Origin of the sequence: Nocardiopsis alba DSM 43377 (assembly GCF_000341225.1) — a bacterium.
Classification (GTDB): Bacteria; Actinomycetota; Actinomycetes; order Streptosporangiales; family Streptosporangiaceae; genus Nocardiopsis; species Nocardiopsis alba.
In genome coordinates this window covers 17,457-33,823 of sequence record NZ_ANAC01000017.1, presented here as the reverse complement: position 1 = coordinate 33,823, position 16,367 = coordinate 17,457, and the positions used below count along the sequence as shown (strand labels likewise).

The following is a 16,367-nucleotide window of genomic DNA, read 5'->3' as shown; positions in this document are numbered from 1 at the left end:
CCGGACGGCGGCCACGCCGCATGGCGCCACATCAACGTCGCGACGATCTGATCCGGACGGCGCTGCTCGTGTTCGCGCGGCGCCCTCCGGCCGAGGTCACCCCGGAGGAGATCGCCGAGGAGGCCGACGTCTCCCGAGCACTGGTCTACCGCTACTTCCCCAACATGGCGGAGCTGCGGCGGGCGGCACTGGAGCGGGCGATGACGGAGCTGCTGGAGGAGTTGCGGCCTCCGGAGGGGGCGCCTCCGCTGGAGCAGGTCCGAACGGCGCTGCATTCCTTCATCGATTTCGCCGCCGCCTACGCCCCCTCCTACACCGCCCTGCTGAACGGCGGCTCCACGGTGGCGACCGAGGAGACGGAGGCCGAGATCGACCGGGTCCGTCGAGGGGTGCGCGAGCTCATCCTGGATCGGGCGGGGATCGACGCGCCCTCACCCCGGCTGCTCCTCGGGCTGCGCTGTTGGGTGTCGATGGTGGAGACCGCCGTCATGCTCTGGCTGCGCACGCACGACATGACACGGGACGAGCTGGCCGACTGGCTACTGGACCAGTTGGTGGCGGTGGTGGCCGCCTCCGGAGGCCCCCGAGAGGAGCTGGACCGGCTCGTCGCCCACGTGAGCCGAGTGGTCACGTGAGGTACACCCCGAGGCCACCGGGCCCTTCTACGGTGGCGGTTCGTCCGCCCCCTCACAGAAGGGCCCGCCCATGTCCGGACCTCCCGCCTCCTTCGACCGACGCGGCTTCCTCACGACCCTCACCGGGAGCGCGGCGGCCGCCGCCGGGCTCGCCTTCCTGCCGGCCGGCACCGCCTCGGCCGGGGAAGGGGTCACCACACTGGACGTGCTCTCCGACGTCCAAGGGGACCTGGCCGACTTCTCCCACGTCCTGAACCATCTGGACTCCCTGGGCACCGCCGACGCCCTGGTGGTCAACGGCGATCTGGTCGCCAACGGCCACGTGTCGGAGTACGAGGCCTACCGGGAGGTGCTCGACTCCCACCCCCACCCCGAGCGGGTGATCAGCACGATCGGCAACCACGAGCAGTACAACGACGCCCCCTTCGACGCTCAGGTCGACCGTTTCCTGGGGTACACGGGCATGGCCGACGTGTACACCGAGACCCTGGTCGGCGACGTCCCCCTGCTCACCATCGGCACCACCGAACCGATCGCCGGAACGAGCGGCCCGTTCGTCACCCTCGGCGCGGAGCAGCTCTCCTGGTTGGACGGCCGCCTGTCCGAGCACGCGCGGAACGGACGACCGGTGTTCGTGTTCGGCCACCACGTGCTCCCGGACAGCGTCTCGGGCACGACCGGGGACGACTCGGCCCGCTTCTACGACCGGGACTTCGTCGACGAGACGGAACTGTTGGAGGTCCTCGGCTCGCGCTCGGGAGTGGTGTTCCTGTCCGGTCACACGCACTGGTCGTTGGAGCGCGACGACTGGGCCACGCGCAAGGTGGTCTCCGGCGGGGATCCGCGCGGTTTCACCGTCGTCAACACGGGCTTCGTCCAGACCCTGTTCGGGCCGGACGGCAGGGGAGGCGAGCGGGCGATCGACGGTTCCGCCGCCCAGGGGCTGCGGATCGAGGTGGCCGCCGACGGAGCGGTGACCGTGCACGCCCGTGATCTGAAGGCGGGGACGGTGATCCGTTCCCTGGAGATCGAGGCTCCGAACGCCTGATCGGCGCTCGGCCGGACGGCCCGGTCGTCCGGCCGGGCCGGGGTCTTCCGGGGTTCCGCGCACCCTTGGAAACACCGAAGGCCCCACCCTGGTGGATGGAGCCTGTTGGTACCCCCGAGCGGATTCGAACCGCCGTTACCGCCTTGAGAGGGCGGCGTCCTAGGCCACTAGACGACGGGGGCCGGACGTGGTTCTCGTGGATGGTCATACCCACTCGAACCGGACACCGATGGCGAGCATCGGCCAGAAAGAAGGCTCTCACCATGTGAGAGCCGCTCTCTCCAGTACCCCCGAGCGGATTCGAACCGCCGTTACCGCCTTGAGAGGGCGGCGTCCTAGGCCACTAGACGACGGGGGCGCACATCGGGTCGCGAGACCCGTGCCGACCACGGAGAACCGTGATCACGCGCTGGCCTACCAGGACTCGAACCTAGACTAACTGAACCAGAATCAGTCGTGCTGCCGATTACACCATAGGCCAGTGTTCTCGAGGGACCCGGTCGCTTTCGCTTCCCTGTCCCCCTCGGCGACGTGTTCAACTCTAGCGGACATTCGGAGTGCTCGCGAACCGGAATCGGGGCGGTCGGACTGTGGGCCCGACCACCCCGCGCCGGTCAACCCTCCTGGGCGTCCTTCTCCTCGGCCCGCAGCCTCTCCAGAGCGGCCTCCAGCCGCGCCTGGACGCGCTCGCGGCCCAGAAGCTCCAGGGATTCGAACAACGGAAGGCCCACGGTCCGCCCGGTCACGGCCACCCGCACCGGAGCCTGGGCCTTGCCCAGCTTCAGGCCGAGGGAGGCGCCGGTCTCCTCGGTGGCGGTCTTGAGGGCCTCGGCGGTCCAGGACAGGTCGGGGTCGGCGAAGCGTGCCAGGGAGGCCTCGACCATCTCCTTGCCCACACCCGGCTTCATCGCCTTCTTCCAGCTCTTCTCGTCCTCGACCGGCTCCGACAGGAACAGGAAGTCCACGTTGGGGACGATCTCGCTGAGAACGGCCACCCGGCTCTGCGCGAGGGGGGCGACGGCGGCGAAGACCTCCGGGTCGTAGTCCTCGGGGGCCCAGGGGGTGTTCTCACCGGTGAGCCACGGGGCGCAGCGCTCGATGAAGTCCTCGACGGAGAGCTCACGGATGTACTCGCCGTTGAAGGAACGGAGCTTCTTCTCGTCGAAGAAGGCGCTGGAGCTGTTGACGTCCTGGATGCGGAACAGCGGCATCATCTCCGACCACGGCATGATCTCGCGGTCGTCCCCGGGGGCCCAGCCCAGCAGCATCAGGTAGTTGACCATCGCCTCGGCCAGGTAGCCCTCCTCCTGGTAGGACTCCAGGGCGACCTTGTCCCGACGCTTGGACAGCTTCTTGCGCTGCTCGTTGACGATGACGGGCAGGTGCGCCCACACCGGCGGGGTCAGGTCCAGCGCCTCCCACAGCAGCTGCTGCTTGGGGGTGTTGGACAGGTGCTCCTCGCCGCGGATGACGTGCGTGATACGCATCTCGACGTCGTCGACCACGTTGGCCAGGACGAAGAGCGGGGAGCCGTCGGCCCGCGCGATCACGAAGTCCTCGATCGCGGAGTGGTCGAACTCCACGCGTCCGCGGATCTGGTCGTCGACCACCGTCGGGCCGCCCTCGGGCACCCGGAAGCGCAGCGCCCGGCCCGGGCCCGGCTCCAGGCCGCGGTCACGGCAGAAACCGTCGTAGCCCAGGTTGGGGTTGTCCCGCCGCTCCTGCACCTGCTCACGGGTGCAGTCGCAGTAGTAGGCGCGACCGGAGCGGTACAACTCCTGCGCGGTCTCACGGTGTTTCTCGGCGTAGGCCGACTGGAAGTAGGGGCCCTCGAAGTGCGGGTCGTTCTCGTCGATGCCGATCCAGGACATCGCGCGGATGATGCCCTCGGTCCACTCAGGGCGGTTGCGTGCGGCGTCGGTGTCCTCGATGCGCAGCACCATGCGGCCGTCGGGCCGCTGCTGGGCCAGAGCCCAGTTGAAGAGCGCGGAGCGGGCGCCACCGACGTGGAACATGCCCGTGGGGGACGGGGCGAAGCGGGTACGAATCGGAGTCTCAGTCACGGTCCCCAGGGTATCGGTGGCCCGAGATGACCTGTGGGAAGTCGTCGCCTCCTCAGGGTGCGGCCGTGCCCTCGCCACCGGCCTCCGCCGGAGCGATCGGCAGGGGGCGCGGGTACCCCGGGCCCAGGCCGAACTCACGGGACAGGGCGTCGGCGAACCCCGCCGCGATCTTGATCTCCCCGGAGTCGTCGGGGTGGGTCCCGTCGTAGGTGTCGGTCTCCACGTCCCACTTCTCGGCGCCGGCCAGGTCGAAGGAGACCACCGGGGACTCGGGGGTGGACAGTTCGGCCGAGAGTTCGCGCACCAGTTCGTTGTAGACGTACAGACGCAGGGCGAACCCCTGGTCCTGGTCGGCGATGACGGTGGGCGGGGCCTCGGCGAAGAGGATCCTGATCTTCGGGGAGGCCGACCGGGCACCGGCCACGTAGGCGCGCAGGCGCCCCTCCATCTCCTCGGCGGTGATGGGGTGCAACAGGTCGTTGATGCCGATCATGACGCACAACACGTCCGGTCGGTACACGGCGACGTCCCGGGTGATCGTGGTGGACGCGTCGGCCAGGGTGCGTCCCCAACGGGCGTTGTGGTCCTGGTCGAAGTCGGGGTCCAGGTACTCCACGCCCTCGGGGTCGCCCTCCGGGGCCCCCGGGGTCGGCTCGTTCCCGAACAGCTCCGGCGGAACGATCTGTTCGGGGGTGGCGGGGGCGCTGAAGGGACCCACGAAGTCCAGCCCCTCCACATGCGGTTCCAGGTGGTTCCACAGGTGGTAGCGCCAGGTCCGGTCGCCGTCGGCCCCGTGGGTCATCGAGTCCCCGGCGAGCATCAACCGCACCTGGCCCCTCCCCTCCCAGGGCGCGGCCTCGGTGTCCTCCTCCGAGAGGGACGAGGGGCGATTGATCAGCCAGAGACCGGCCCCCACCACGGCCAGGACCAGGGTGAGGGCCCCGGTCAGGACCAGGGGGCGGATACGGCGACGTCCGGTGGCCAAGTCTCGACCTTCCGTTCGGTCGGGACCGGAGTGCGGCCCCGAGGGGTGGGCCGTACGCGGGCACGAGGCCCGCGCACGGCGTGTTCGGGGTCAGTCCCGGGCGACCACCCGGTTGCTGATGGTGCCCAGCCCCTGGACGGTGACGGACACCTCCTGGCCGATGGAGACGGGTCCGACCCCGGCGGGGGTGCCGGTCAGGACCACATCACCCGGGAGGAGCGTCATGAACGAGCTGACGTAGGAGATGATGCCCGGAATGTCGTGGATGAACTGTGACGTACGCCCGTTCTGGCGCGTCTCGCCGTCCACCGTGGTGGTGACCTCCAGGTCCTGCGCCTCCTCGATGCTCAACCCCGTGGTGATCCACGGGCCGATCGGGCAGAAGGAGTCGAAGCCCTTGGCCCGGGTCCACTGCTTGTCCTTCTTCTGAAGGTCGCGCGCGGTGACGTCGTTGGCCACCGTGTATCCGAAGATCACGTCCTTGACCCGCTCGCGCGGCACCTCCCGGCAGGGCCGGGAGATGACGATGGCCATCTCGCCCTCGAAGTCGACCCTCTCGGAGACCGACGGGTGAAAGATGGGGTCGTTCGGTCCGGAGACCGCCGTGGAGGGCTTGAGGAAGACCACCGGCTCCTCGGTGCTCTCCCCTGTGATCTCCTTCATCTCCGCGACGTGTTCCGCGTAGTTCTTGCCGATGCACACGACCTTGGTCGGCAGCACCGGCGACAACAGCCGCACGTCGGCGAGCGCGGCACGCTCACCGGTGAGTTTGATGTCCCCGAGGAGAGGGTGACCGCTCAGTCGTGCGATGAAGTCCTCTCCGCTGTCCGTGTCCGTCTCGACCAGACCGAAACCGACCTCGTCGCCGGCCGCGAAACGTGCGATACGCACCTGATTCCTCCCAGCAGCCCTCTGCTCTCACTGTCCGTTCGAAGCGTAACGGGGTCGGGACCACCACCGTGTCCGCAGGTCTGCTCCGCGCGGGCGGGGAACTCTGGCATGCTGGGTTTCGTTGTCCGAAACTCCCGGGAGCAAGCACCCGGAGGCCGCGGTCACGACCATCATCGAGAGGTTCAAGCCCCGTGCCCACTCGCAGTCCCCGCGCCAAGCACCGTAGGCGTCGCAGGTACCCCATGGGTCTGGCTCTCGGCCTGTGCCTGGTCTCGGGGGCCTCCGCCGTGTTGATGGTGAGCGTGCCCCCTCCGGACACCGGCACGGACCACACCGAGGAGACCTCGGCCGAGGGGCCGTTCGGCGACGGGAGCCTGGACGAGAGCGCCCGCCCCGCCCCCTCCACCTCCGCCGAGAACGACCCGAGCGCCTCCCCCTCGGACGAGGACCTTCCGGTGCTGTTGCGCTCCGTCGAGAAGGAGGTCGACAGCGCCGACGGCGAGTTCTCGGTGATGAAGGGCGAGAGCGAGGTCATGGGCGAGGGCCCGCTGACCACCTTCGCCGTGGAGTTCGAGAAGGGGCTGCCCGGTAAGAAGGCCGACTTCTCCGACGCGGTCGAGGAGATCCTGGGGGACCCGCGCAGCTGGGGTGAGAGCGGCGCGCGCTCGTTGCAGCGCGTGGACGGCGACGACGCCGACATCCGCGTCCTGCTGGCCGCCCCGGAGACGGTGGACCGTCTGTGCGCCCCCTTGAACACCAACGGGTTCGTCTCGTGCGCCAACGGCAACCGCGCCATCATCAACCAGAACCGCTGGGTCTCGGGCGTGGAGCACTTCGACGATGACCTGGAGACCTACCGGATCTATCTGATCAACCACGAGGTCGGCCACACCCTGGGCCACGGTCACGTGAACTGTCCCGGCGAGGGTGAGATCGCCCCGGTCATGCAGCAGCAGACCCTGGGGCTCCAGGGTTGCGAGGCGAACGGCTGGGTCGACCCCGACGCCGAGTGATCCCTTCGGAACATCGAGGGCGCACCCCCGGCGGGGGTGCGCCCTCTTCGTTCGGGCGGTGGTCGGACCCGCCCCTCACGTGTTACTCGACCGAGGCGTTGTACTCCTCGATGGTGCGCGCCACGCCGTCGGCGGCGGCGGCCATCGCGTCCTCGGCGGAGGTGTCACTGGTCAGGGCGGTCTCCCAGCCCTCCTCCGCGGCGACCCGGGCCTCGGACATGACGCCCATCATGCAGCCGGCCGTGTTCTCGTTGATCTCGGAGTCGGCGAGCTGGCTCGCGGCCACGGAGAACTGCGGGAACTCCTCGGCGCGCTCCTGCGCCTCGGCGCCCTCGTAGCCCTCGGTGTTGACCGCGAGGTAGCCGGTGCCCGCGTGCCAGGTGGACTGGGCCTCGGAGGTGAGCAGGTACTGCACGAACTCCCAGGAGCCGCGGATCTCCTCGGGGCTGTGGCCCACGCCGTTGATCCACAGGGAGGCGCCGCCGATGATGGAGCCGCCCGGGTCACCGGACTCGATCAGCGGGAAGTAGCCGGCGCCGACCTCGAAGTCGGACTGCTCGATGAAGCCGCCCAGGGAGCCGGTGGACTCCAGGGTCATGGCGGCGCGACCGGAGGTGAAGGCGGCCTGGCCGTCGTCGGTGTTACGGCCGATCTGGACGGCGAGGTCGTCCTCGATCATCTGGTCCCACCACTCGACGAGCTCGACGATCTTGGGATCGTCGAAGAGCACCTCGGTGGCGCGGCCGTCACGGCCGTTGGAGTTGTCGCAGTAGGGGGCGGCGGCGCGGGCCATGAACTGCTCGACGAACCAGCCGTACACGGCGGCGCCGAAGCCGTACTGCACGACCGTGCCGTCGTCGTCGGTGACGGTCAGCTTCTCCGCGGCCTCGCGGATCTCGGCGAGGTCCGTGGGCGGGGAGTCCGGGTCGAGGCCGGCCTCCTCGAAGGCGTCCCGGTTGATGTACATCAACGGGGTGGAGTTGTTGAAGGGGAAGGAACGCAGCTCACCGCCGACGGTGAAGTAGTTGAGCAGCGCCTCCTCGATGGGGGCGGTGTCGTAGTCGTCGGCGTCGATGAAGGACTGGGCGGGGACCGTCTGGCCCGAGTCGATCATGAACTGGGTGCCCAGGTCGTAGATCATGATGAGCTCGGCGGTGTCGCCCTGCTGGATGGCGGCGCGGTGTCCGGCCAGGGCCTCGTCGTAGTCCCCCTGGAAGGAACCGGTGACGTGCACGCGGCCCTCGTTCTGGGAGTTGAAGTCCTCGATCAGGCCGTCCAGCACCTGGCCGTTGGTGGCGTCCATGCTGTGCCAGAACTCGATCTCCACCGCTTCGTCGAGGTCGTCCAGGACCTCGGGACCGGGCGCGCTGAGATCGGCGTCGCCGGCCCCGCCGTCCTCACTCGAACAGGCGCTGAGGAACAGGCCCAGGCTCGCGATCAGGGCCGCGGCCTTGATGCCTCTACGGCGGAAGGTGGTTGTCATCTCTTTCGTCTCCACTAAGTACTCCAAGACCTACTTGACCGCGCCCGCGGTGAGTCCTCGGACGATGAAGCGCTGCCCGAAGATCACGAGGACGAGTGTGGGGATGACCGACAGCGCGGCCCCTGCCAGAAGGAGTCCGGGGTTGGCGGCCTCGCCCGTCTTGAGGCTGTTGAGGCCGATCTGGAGGGTCTGCATCTCGGTGCTGCGGGTGATGATCAGCGGCCAGAAGTACATGTTCCAGCTGGTGATGAACACGTACATGCCGACCGCGGTCAGAGCGGGTCTGCTCAGAGGGAGCAGGATGGTCCAGAGGAACCGGAGATGGCCCATGCCGTCCATCCGGGCGGCGTCGTACAGCTCGCGGGGGAACTGCTTGAAGCTCTGCCGCAGGAGGAAGGTGCCGAAGGCGTAGGCCAGGAACGGCATGACCAGTCCGGCGTAGCTGTTGCCCAGGCCCCATCCGGTGATGGTGAGGTAGTTGGGGATGAAGGTCGCCTCGGCCGGGACCATGAGGGTGGACAGGAAGAGCGCGAAGATCACCGCGCTGCCTCGGAAGCGCAGGAACACGAACGCGTACGCGGCCAGGGCCGAGGTGCACAGCTGGCTGACGGTGATGATGCCCGCCATGACCAGCGAGTTCCAGTACATGCGCGCCAGGGGGACCGCCTTGAGCGCGCCCTCGATGTTGCCGGTGTCGAAGCCGGTGGGCAACAGTCTGGACGGGAAGGTCGCCAGTTCCCGGGGCTCCATGAACGTTCCCACGAACACGTAGTAGACGGGGAACAGTACGGGGACCAGGAGCAGGGCCAGCATCAGGTACAGCAGGACGCGACCGGCGACGTGCCCGAGGGTGGGTCGGGGCCGCGACACCTTCTCGACGGTGCCCTTGCCCTCTGCGGTGAGCGTCATGAGTAGTGCACCTTCCGTTCGATGACACCGAACTGGACCATGGTGCACACCAGGACCACCAGCAGCAGGACGAGCGCCTGGGCGCTGGCCCGACCGAAGTCGCTGGTTCCGTACGCGAAGGCGTCCTGGAAGATCGAGTAGACGAGGGTGGTCGTGGATCCGACCGGTCCCCCCGCGGTGAGGATGTGGATCTGGCCGAAGCTCTGTAGGGCGTTGATCGTGGAGATGACGATCAGGAAGAAGAGCTGGGGGCCGAGCATCGGGATGGTGACGTCCCAGGCCAGGCGCGGCCCGGTGGCTCCGTCGATGCGGGCCGCCTCGTTGACCTCCTTGGGGATGGAGCCGATGCCGGCGGCGAGCACCAGCACCCCGTAGCCGAGGTTCATCCACACCGTGGTGATGCAGACGGACCACAGGGCCATCTCCTGGGAGGTCAGCCAGGGGACCTGGTCCATTCCCAGCCGGTACAGGATGCCGTTGAGCACGCTGTTGCCGGGGCTGTAGAACACGGAGAAGATCACCGAGGCGCTGGCCACGGAGAAGGCGAACGGCAGCGCGAAGGCGCCGCGCAGGAACCGTTGCCCCTTGATGACGCCCTCCAGGAGGAGAACGATCACGAGAGCTCCGGCGACCCCGGGAACGACCACACCGACGGTGAAGAGCACCGTGGTCATCAGGGTCTGGCCGAACTGGGGCGTGGCCATCTCGGCGAAGTGGCTCAGGCCGACGAAGCGGCTGGGCCGACCGATGATGTCGTTGCCGTGCATCGACAGGTAGACGGTGCGCCCCAACGGATAGACCAGGAAGAGCGCGAAGACCACCGCGGAGGGAAGCAGGAAGCCCCAGGCGAGCAGGGCGTCCTTCCCTCGGCGGGCTCGTTTGTGCCGGGTACTGGAGGAGTGCGGTGACGCGACGCGACGCTCGATCACCGGACCGGTGGTCACGCCTTTACCTCCACCCCGGGTTCGGATCTCGGGTGAGGACACGACCCGCAGTCTTCAGGGGAAGGGTGACCTGCGGATCGCGGGAGGGCGAACAGCGCGCCAACTGCGAGGCGCGCGACGGTTATATCCGGCATCTATCACCATTCGTACATATGGAACTTCCTCAAAGTTCGCAGTATCGAGTGGCTCAAGACACACTGGCTATGACCTGCCGGACAGGTCTTTCTTACCCGTAAGTAAGTTTCAAAGCTCTGACCTGCACGGGAAACAGGAGATGTACGGACGGGTGACAGAGAACGTGACACTCCTGTCACCCGCCCGATGCACTTTCCGAACCCCCTCGGACTCAGTCGCGCGGGTAGCCCTGTCGCAACAGTCCGTAGGTGATGGCCTGCTCCAACGCCACCCAGGAGGCGTCCACGACGTTGGGCCCCACGCCCACCGTCGTCCACTCCTCGCCCCCGTCGCTGAACGTGACGAGGATGCGGGTGACCGCGTCGGTGCCCGAGGCGCCCTCCAGGATGCGGACCTTGTAGTCGGTCAGTTCCAGGCCGCCCAGAGCGGTGAAGGCGTGCTCCAGCGAGCTGCGCAGGGCCCGGTCCAACGCGTTGACCGGACCATTGCCCTCGGCCGTGGCGATGACCCGCTCGCCCTTGACCCGGAGCTTGACGGTCGCCTCGGACAGGCTCTCGTCCTCACCGGCCAACGGGCTGGAACCGGCGGTCGGACGGCGCTCGGTCAGCACCCGCCACGACTCGGTCTCGAAATAGCGGACCGACTCCCCGAGCTCCTCCCTCAGCAGCAGCTCCAACGAGGCATCGGCCGCCTCGAAACTGTACCCGGACAGCTCCAACCCCTTGATCCGCTCCACCACGCGTCCGGACAGCGCCCGGTCGTCGCCCAGGTCCAGACCCAGCTCGCGGGCCTTGAGCTCCACCGACGCGCGCCCGGCCATGTCGGAGACGAGCATGCGCATACGGTTGCCGACCAGCTCGGGGTCGGTGTGCTGGTACAGGTCCGGGTCGACCTTGATGGCGGAGGCGTGCAGCCCGGCCTTGTGGGCGAAGGCGGAGACCCCCACGTAGGGCCGGTGGGTGTCGGGGGCCAGGTTGACGATCTCCGCGATCGCGGTCGACACCCGGGTCATCTCCCCCAGGCAGCCCTCGGGAAGGATCTCCCGGCCGCGTTTGAGGGCGAGGGCGCCCACCACCGAGAACAGGTCGGCGTTGCCGACCCGCTCGCCGTAGCCGTTGGCGGTGCACTGCACGTGCGTGGCGCCGGCGTCCACGGCGGCCAGGGTGTTGGCGACGGCGCAGCCGGTGTCGTCCTGGGCGTGGATACCCAGACGGACCCCGGTGGCCTCGCGCACCTCGGTCACCACGCGGGTGATGTCGGCGGGAAGCATGCCGCCGTTGGTGTCGCACAGGACGACCACGTCCGCCCCGGCCTCGGCCGCCGTCCGGACCACGGACAGGGCGTACTCGGGGTGGTGACGGTAGCCGTCGAAGAAGTGCTCACAGTCCACGAACACGCGTTGGCCGTGTTCGCGAAGGTGGGAGACGGTGTCGGCGATCATCGCGAGGTTCTCGTCGAGGGTCGTGCGCAGGGCACGTTCGACGTGTCGGTCGTCACTCTTGGCGACCAGAGTGACGACCGACGCGCCGCTGTCGCGCAGGGCGGCCACCTGTGGGTCGTCGGCGGCCCTCACACCGGCACGGCGGGTCGCGCCGAACGCGGTGAGCAGCGCGTGTTCCAGATCGAGCTCTTGTGAAGCCCTCCGGAAGAACTCGGTGTCCTTGGGGTTGGCCCCCGGCCATCCGCCCTCGATGAAGGCCACTCCGAAGTCGTCCAGCAGCTTCGCGATGGCCAGTTTGTCGGAGACCCGGAGGTTGATCCCCTCGCGCTGGGCCCCGTCGCGGAGCGTGGTGTCGAAGACGTGGAAACTGTCGTCCCTCATGGGTGGAACTCCCGAAGTGGTCTGGTTTAAGGCGGTCCCGGCCAACAAAAAAGACCCCTCGTGGACACGAGAGGTCAGCGCGCCGGCAGGGTCCGGATCCTTCCCTGCGCGTTCGCGGGAAGTCGTCAGCCGGCGCGCCCCTGAATAATCACGACCTGGGACGGCATGAGGCCAGTGTGCCACATGGCCACCGAGGAGGTCCTGTTCGGGGGCAGATGTCTCACTCTACGAGATGAGAATTTCTCACTTCGGACGTATCGGGTGGCTTCCGACCGGCCTTCGCGAGGCCGCCCATCGGCCGGAACCCTCCGCCGACGGCCCGGGGGAAACGGCGTGGGCCGCCCGGAGATCCCCCGAGCGGCCCACGCCCCGCCTTCCTAGAAGCGGGTGATCCAGCCGTGCTCGTCCTTGCGCAGACCGGTCTGCAACCCGACCAGCTCCTCGCGCAGACGCATCGTGATCGGCCCGGGAGTGCCGTCGCCGATGGTGAACTCGCCGTCGTCGCTCTTGACGTGGCCGACCGGGGTGACCACCGCGGCGGTGCCGCACGCGAAGACCTCGGTCATCTCGCCGGACTCGGCCGCCTCGCGCCACTCCTCGATGGAGAGGGGCTTCTCCTCCGCCGGAATACCCAGGTCGGGGGCGAGGGTGAGCAGTGATTCGCGGGTGATCCCCGGCAGCAGGGTGCCGGTGAGCGGAGGCGTGCGCAGGCGCGCGTTCTCGCCCTCGCCGAACACGAACCACAGGTTCATGCCGCCCATCTCCTCGACCCATCGGTGCTCGCGGGCGTCCAGCCACACGACCTGGTCGCAGCCCTTCTCGACCGCCTGGGACTGGGCCAGGAAGCTCGCGGCGTAGTTGCCCGCGAACTTGGCCGCGCCCGTGCCGCCGGGGGCGGCACGCGTGTAGTCCTTGGACAGCCAGACCGTCACCGGCTTGACGCCGCCGGAGAAGTAGGAGCCCACGGGCGAGGCGATGAGCAGGTAGACGTAGGTACGGGAGGGGTTGTTGACCCCCAGGCCCACGTCCGTGGAGATCATGAACGGACGGAGGTAGAGGCTGAAGTACTCCTTGGACGGGACCCAGTCCCCGTCGTGCTCCAGCAGCAGCTCGATGGACTTGAGGAAGAGCTCTTCGGGGAGGGCCGGCATCGCCATCCGCTCGGCGCTCCGGTTGAAGCGCGCCGCGTTGGCCTCCGGCCTGAAGGAGGCCAGCGAACCGTCCGGGTGGCGGTAGGCCTTGAGCCCCTCGAAGATCTCCTGCGCGTAGTGAAGGGCGGAGGTGGCCGGGTCCAGGCTGAGCGGCCCGTACGGCTCCAGGGCCGCGTCGTGCCAGCCCTTGCCCTCTGTGTAACGGATGCTCACCATGTGATCGGTGAACACCTGACCGAACCCGGGGTTCTCCAGCAGTTCCTCACGTTCCCGCGGGGTCTTCCGCCGGTCGGAGAGCCGGATGTCGAACGTCAACCCAGTGGTGGTGGTGTTGTTGTTCATGTTGTCGGTGGTCCTCTCGGATGCAACGGGTCGGCAGCGCCGCCGACCTGGAATCTAGTGTGTCGGAAGAGCGCACCCGGTGCCAGACCAGGCCAAGGCCGCGAAAAGGGCGACGGGCGCGCCGGAGGTTCCAGACGCGCCCGTCGCAAGGGTCGTGAAGTGGTGTTCCCGCCACGGCCGCGCCTGTCGTGAAGGCAGGGCCGAAAGCGGTCGCCTCAGCCCTGCTCGGCTACTCGCGCGGCGAGGTCGTCGCCGATACGGGAGGTGGACCGGACCTCGTCGCTCTGGGCGCGGGTCTTCAGGTCGGCCGAGACCGCCGCCTCGATCCGGCGGGCCGCCTCGGGCACCCCCAGGTGGTCCAGCATGAGCGCGGCCGACAGCACGGTGGCGGTCGGGTCGGCCTTGCCCTGGCCCGCGATGTCGGGCGCCGAGCCGTGGACCGGCTCGAACATGCTGGGGAAGGTGTTGTCCGGGTTGATGTTACCGCTGGCCGCCAGACCGATACCACCGGTGATGGCCGCGCCGATGTCGGTGATGATGTCGCCGAAGAGGTTGTCGGTGACGACCACGTCGAAGCGCCCGGGCCGGTCGACGAAGAACATCGAGGCGGCGTCGACGTGGCAGTAGTCCACGGCGACCTGCGGGTATTCGGCGCCGACCTCCTCGACCGTGCGCTTCCACAGCTCACCTGCGTAGGTCAGGACGTTGTCCTTGTGCACCAGGGTCAACTGCCGACGCGGACGCTCGGCGGCCTTGGCGAAGGCGTAGCGGACCACGCGCTCGACCCCGAAACGGGTGTTGACGCTGTCCTGGGTGGCGATCTCGTGCGGGGTGCCCTTGCGCAGGACGCCACCGGCGCCGGCGTAGGGACCCTCGGTCCCCTCGCGCACCACCAGCATGTCGATGTCCTCGGGCGAGACACCGGCCAAGGGGCTGTCGACCCCCGGGAAGAGCCGGACCGGACGCAGGTTGACGTAGTGGTCGAAGTCGAAGCGCAGGCGCAGCAGCAGCCCCCGCTCCAGGACACCGCTGGGGACCGAGGGGTCTCCGACGGCGCCCAGGTAGACGGCCTCGTGTTCGCGCAGCTCGGCGGCGACCGGGTCGGGCAGCGTCTCACCGGTGCGATGCCAGAGCCTGGCCCCCAGCTCGTACTCGGTGGTCTCGATGGCCAGGTCGTGCTGGGCGGCGACGACCCCCAGCACCTTGAGGCCCTCGGCGACGACCTCGGGACCGATTCCGTCCCCGGGGATGACGGCCAGTTTCACGGTGCGCGCTGCCATACGGACTGCCTTCGACTCGGAGGCGACCCCACCGGCGATTTCTCACATGGCGAGATCGAATGAACAGTAGGTGAGACAACTGTACCGGCCCCGCGGACCGGCACAGCCCCTTTCCCCCTACTCGCGTCTCAGCAACGGCGATTGAGCGCGTCCTGGAGAGCGCGAGCGATCTCGTCGTCGGTGTCGGGCGTGGACGGGTACTCGATCATGTCGTACATGTGATCCTCCAAGTACGGTGAGCGACGGCCCGAAAGGCACGGAACGGCCGTTCGCGTTCGACGTTGAGGAGCGCCCACCGTTCCCGGGCGGTCGAGGCCGGGCGGCACGGACGGGCGCGGGTCGTGGGCGACGACGTCCACGACGACGAAGGAGTCAGGGCCCCACCCGGCGGGATCGTCTGCCGGGACCGCCCGCGCGGGCCCCGGTGGGGGCGGGCGCGACGGCGGACCATGATGCGCGGCACGGAGGCCGACACCACCGATCTCCTAGGACGTCAGAATATCGGATGTCCAACTATATGACCAGAGGTTCTCAACATGTGAGACACCTCTTCGTCTTCGCCGCTCAGAGAGGGCGCCGGCCCAACAGCAACCGGGACCACCGGCCCCCCGTCAGAGCCCACAGCCTCCGCTCCCAGAGCTCGGCCGCGGCCCGCGCCCCGGCCGCCCTCCTCGACGCCTCCTCCATCAGCCTCCGGCGCTCCTCCGCCCTCGGAAGATCGACGTCCTCGGAGAGCTCACCGTCCCGCACCGTGTACGTCCGCACCAGGGCGTCGATACCGCTCTCGGCCACACCCGCCCGACGGGCCCGCGCGAACACCACCGTGCGTTCCCAGCGCCACCCGCCGTCGCCGACCACCAGTCCGTGTCCGCGCTCCGAGCAGATCAGGAACAACCGCTCCAACGCGTCCTCGCGAGGTCGGACACCCACCGGCGGGAACAGACGGAAGGGAACGTCCGGGTCCCTCTCGGGGATCTCCTCCAGGAACCGCACCCTCCCCTCACAGCGGTAGTGCTCCCGGACCAGCCGCGGATCCAGGTCCGGGTCGTCGATCGTGGTGTGCCGCCCCTCCCCCAACCGTCGCCAGTCGCCCACCAGGGTGATCCGAAGGTCGCCGGTCCGGCCCATGAGCAGGGCGTCGACCGTCTCCATCACCCGCTCCGCCGACGCTCCGGCCGTGTCGACGACGACGTCCGCGAACGGGACCCGCCACGTCCGGGTCGGCCGTGCCCTCCGCGAGGGGGCCAAGGGGATCCGGTCCACCGAGGCGAACCCGGTCTCCACGTCCGTCACCGAGCGCCGACCGGGACCCGCGACGAAACGCGCTCCGCGCTGGTACAGGCGGTAGGCGAGCTCCTCGACCGTCTCGTCTCCCCCGTACGGCTCCCCGAGCTCCTCGACCCACGTCCCGGCGAAGGACAGGGAGGCCCCCGGGCACGCCTCCCACGGCCGTTCCACCCCGTCGACCTCGGCGGGGTCGGCCCCGCCCACCACCACGGTGTTCTCGGGAGGTGGCGCGAGCGCGCTCGTCACCGCCGGTCCCGTCCCGTCCTCTCGGGCCGGAACGAACACCGTCCCCGCCCGCGCCTTCTCCAGCCCCGCGTACGGAACGCGCCCTCCGACCGGAGGGACCACCGTCACCCCGTCCATGGTCACCGTCCCCTCG

General features: G+C 68.8%; 13 protein-coding genes and 3 tRNA genes. 3 read left to right on the top strand and 13 right to left on the bottom strand.

The annotated features are described in order from the left end of the window. Positions 1-20 precede the first annotated feature (20 nt). Both D451_RS0118065 and D451_RS0118060 read left to right on the top strand, forming a co-directional pair. Positions 21-635, top strand: a complete 615-nt coding sequence (locus D451_RS0118065) for a TetR/AcrR family transcriptional regulator (protein ID WP_017535472.1) — start codon at positions 21-23, stop codon at positions 633-635. A 70-nt stretch (positions 636-705) separates the two neighbouring features. Beyond that, the gene (locus tag D451_RS0118060; protein ID WP_017535471.1) at positions 706-1,683 is read left to right on the top strand and encodes a DUF4073 domain-containing protein; all 978 of its coding nucleotides are present in this window, start codon (positions 706-708) and stop codon (positions 1,681-1,683) included. Between the two features lie 106 nt (positions 1,684-1,789). On the opposite strand, the gene D451_RS0118055 is transcribed toward D451_RS0118060, so the two are convergent. The 6 genes from D451_RS0118055 to D451_RS0118030 all read right to left on the bottom strand — a co-directional run bounded on the left by D451_RS0118055 (position 1,790) and on the right by D451_RS0118030 (position 5,622). Further along, a tRNA-Glu gene (locus tag D451_RS0118055) sits at positions 1,790-1,865 on the bottom strand. Between the two features lie 103 nt (positions 1,866-1,968). Then, positions 1,969-2,041, bottom strand: a tRNA-Glu gene (locus D451_RS0118050). 51 nt (positions 2,042-2,092) lie between these two features. Then, a tRNA-Gln gene (locus D451_RS0118045) sits at positions 2,093-2,164 on the bottom strand. 133 nt (positions 2,165-2,297) lie between these two features. After that, complete coding sequence (gltX, locus tag D451_RS0118040; RefSeq protein WP_081536516.1) at positions 2,298-3,746, bottom strand: glutamate--tRNA ligase; 1,449 nt, start codon at positions 3,744-3,746, stop codon at positions 2,298-2,300. Positions 3,747-3,798: 52 nt separating this feature from the next. Next, complete coding sequence (locus D451_RS0118035) at positions 3,799-4,731, bottom strand: GDSL-type esterase/lipase family protein (protein WP_014910205.1); 933 nt, start codon at positions 4,729-4,731, stop codon at positions 3,799-3,801. A 90-nt stretch (positions 4,732-4,821) separates the two neighbouring features. Beyond that, positions 4,822-5,622 (bottom strand): fumarylacetoacetate hydrolase family protein, encoded by an 801-nt coding sequence (locus D451_RS0118030; protein ID WP_014908431.1) that lies wholly within the window; start codon positions 5,620-5,622, stop codon positions 4,822-4,824. A gap of 242 nt (positions 5,623-5,864) precedes the next feature. Between D451_RS0118030 and D451_RS0118025 the strand changes: the two genes are divergently transcribed. Next, complete coding sequence (locus D451_RS0118025) at positions 5,865-6,635, top strand: DUF3152 domain-containing protein (protein ID WP_017535470.1); 771 nt, start codon at positions 5,865-5,867, stop codon at positions 6,633-6,635. 82 nt (positions 6,636-6,717) lie between these two features. Here the strand turns inward: D451_RS0118025 and D451_RS0118020 are convergent, their stop codons facing one another. The 7 genes from D451_RS0118020 to D451_RS0117985 form a co-directional block, all read right to left on the bottom strand. Continuing rightward, positions 6,718-8,118 (bottom strand): ABC transporter substrate-binding protein, encoded by a 1,401-nt coding sequence (locus D451_RS0118020; protein WP_017535469.1) that lies wholly within the window; start codon positions 8,116-8,118, stop codon positions 6,718-6,720. A 30-nt stretch (positions 8,119-8,148) separates the two neighbouring features. Beyond that, on the bottom strand, positions 8,149-9,027 hold the full coding sequence (locus D451_RS0118015; protein ID WP_014912483.1) for a carbohydrate ABC transporter permease: 879 nt from the start codon (positions 9,025-9,027) through the stop codon (positions 8,149-8,151). Beyond that, positions 9,024-9,971: a carbohydrate ABC transporter permease gene (locus D451_RS0118010; protein ID WP_017535468.1), complete on the bottom strand. Its 948-nt coding sequence runs from the start codon at positions 9,969-9,971 to the stop codon at positions 9,024-9,026. The genes D451_RS0118015 and D451_RS0118010 overlap by 4 nt, the downstream gene beginning before the upstream one ends. Positions 9,972-10,317: 346 nt before the next feature. Next, on the bottom strand, positions 10,318-11,928 hold the full coding sequence (cimA, locus tag D451_RS0118005; RefSeq protein ID WP_017535467.1) for a citramalate synthase: 1,611 nt from the start codon (positions 11,926-11,928) through the stop codon (positions 10,318-10,320). 377 nt (positions 11,929-12,305) lie between these two features. Beyond that, on the bottom strand, positions 12,306-13,421 hold the full coding sequence (locus D451_RS0118000) for a branched-chain amino acid aminotransferase (RefSeq protein ID WP_017535466.1): 1,116 nt from the start codon (positions 13,419-13,421) through the stop codon (positions 12,306-12,308). Positions 13,422-13,636: 215 nt separating this feature from the next. Next, a complete protein-coding gene (locus tag D451_RS0117995; RefSeq protein ID WP_017535465.1) occupies positions 13,637-14,701 on the bottom strand; it encodes a 3-isopropylmalate dehydrogenase in 1,065 nt (354 codons plus the stop codon). Between the two features lie 564 nt (positions 14,702-15,265). Beyond that, entirely contained in the window at positions 15,266-16,351 is a 1,086-nt protein-coding gene (locus D451_RS0117985; RefSeq protein WP_017535463.1) for a hypothetical protein, read from the bottom strand. Positions 16,352-16,367 lie beyond the last annotated feature (16 nt).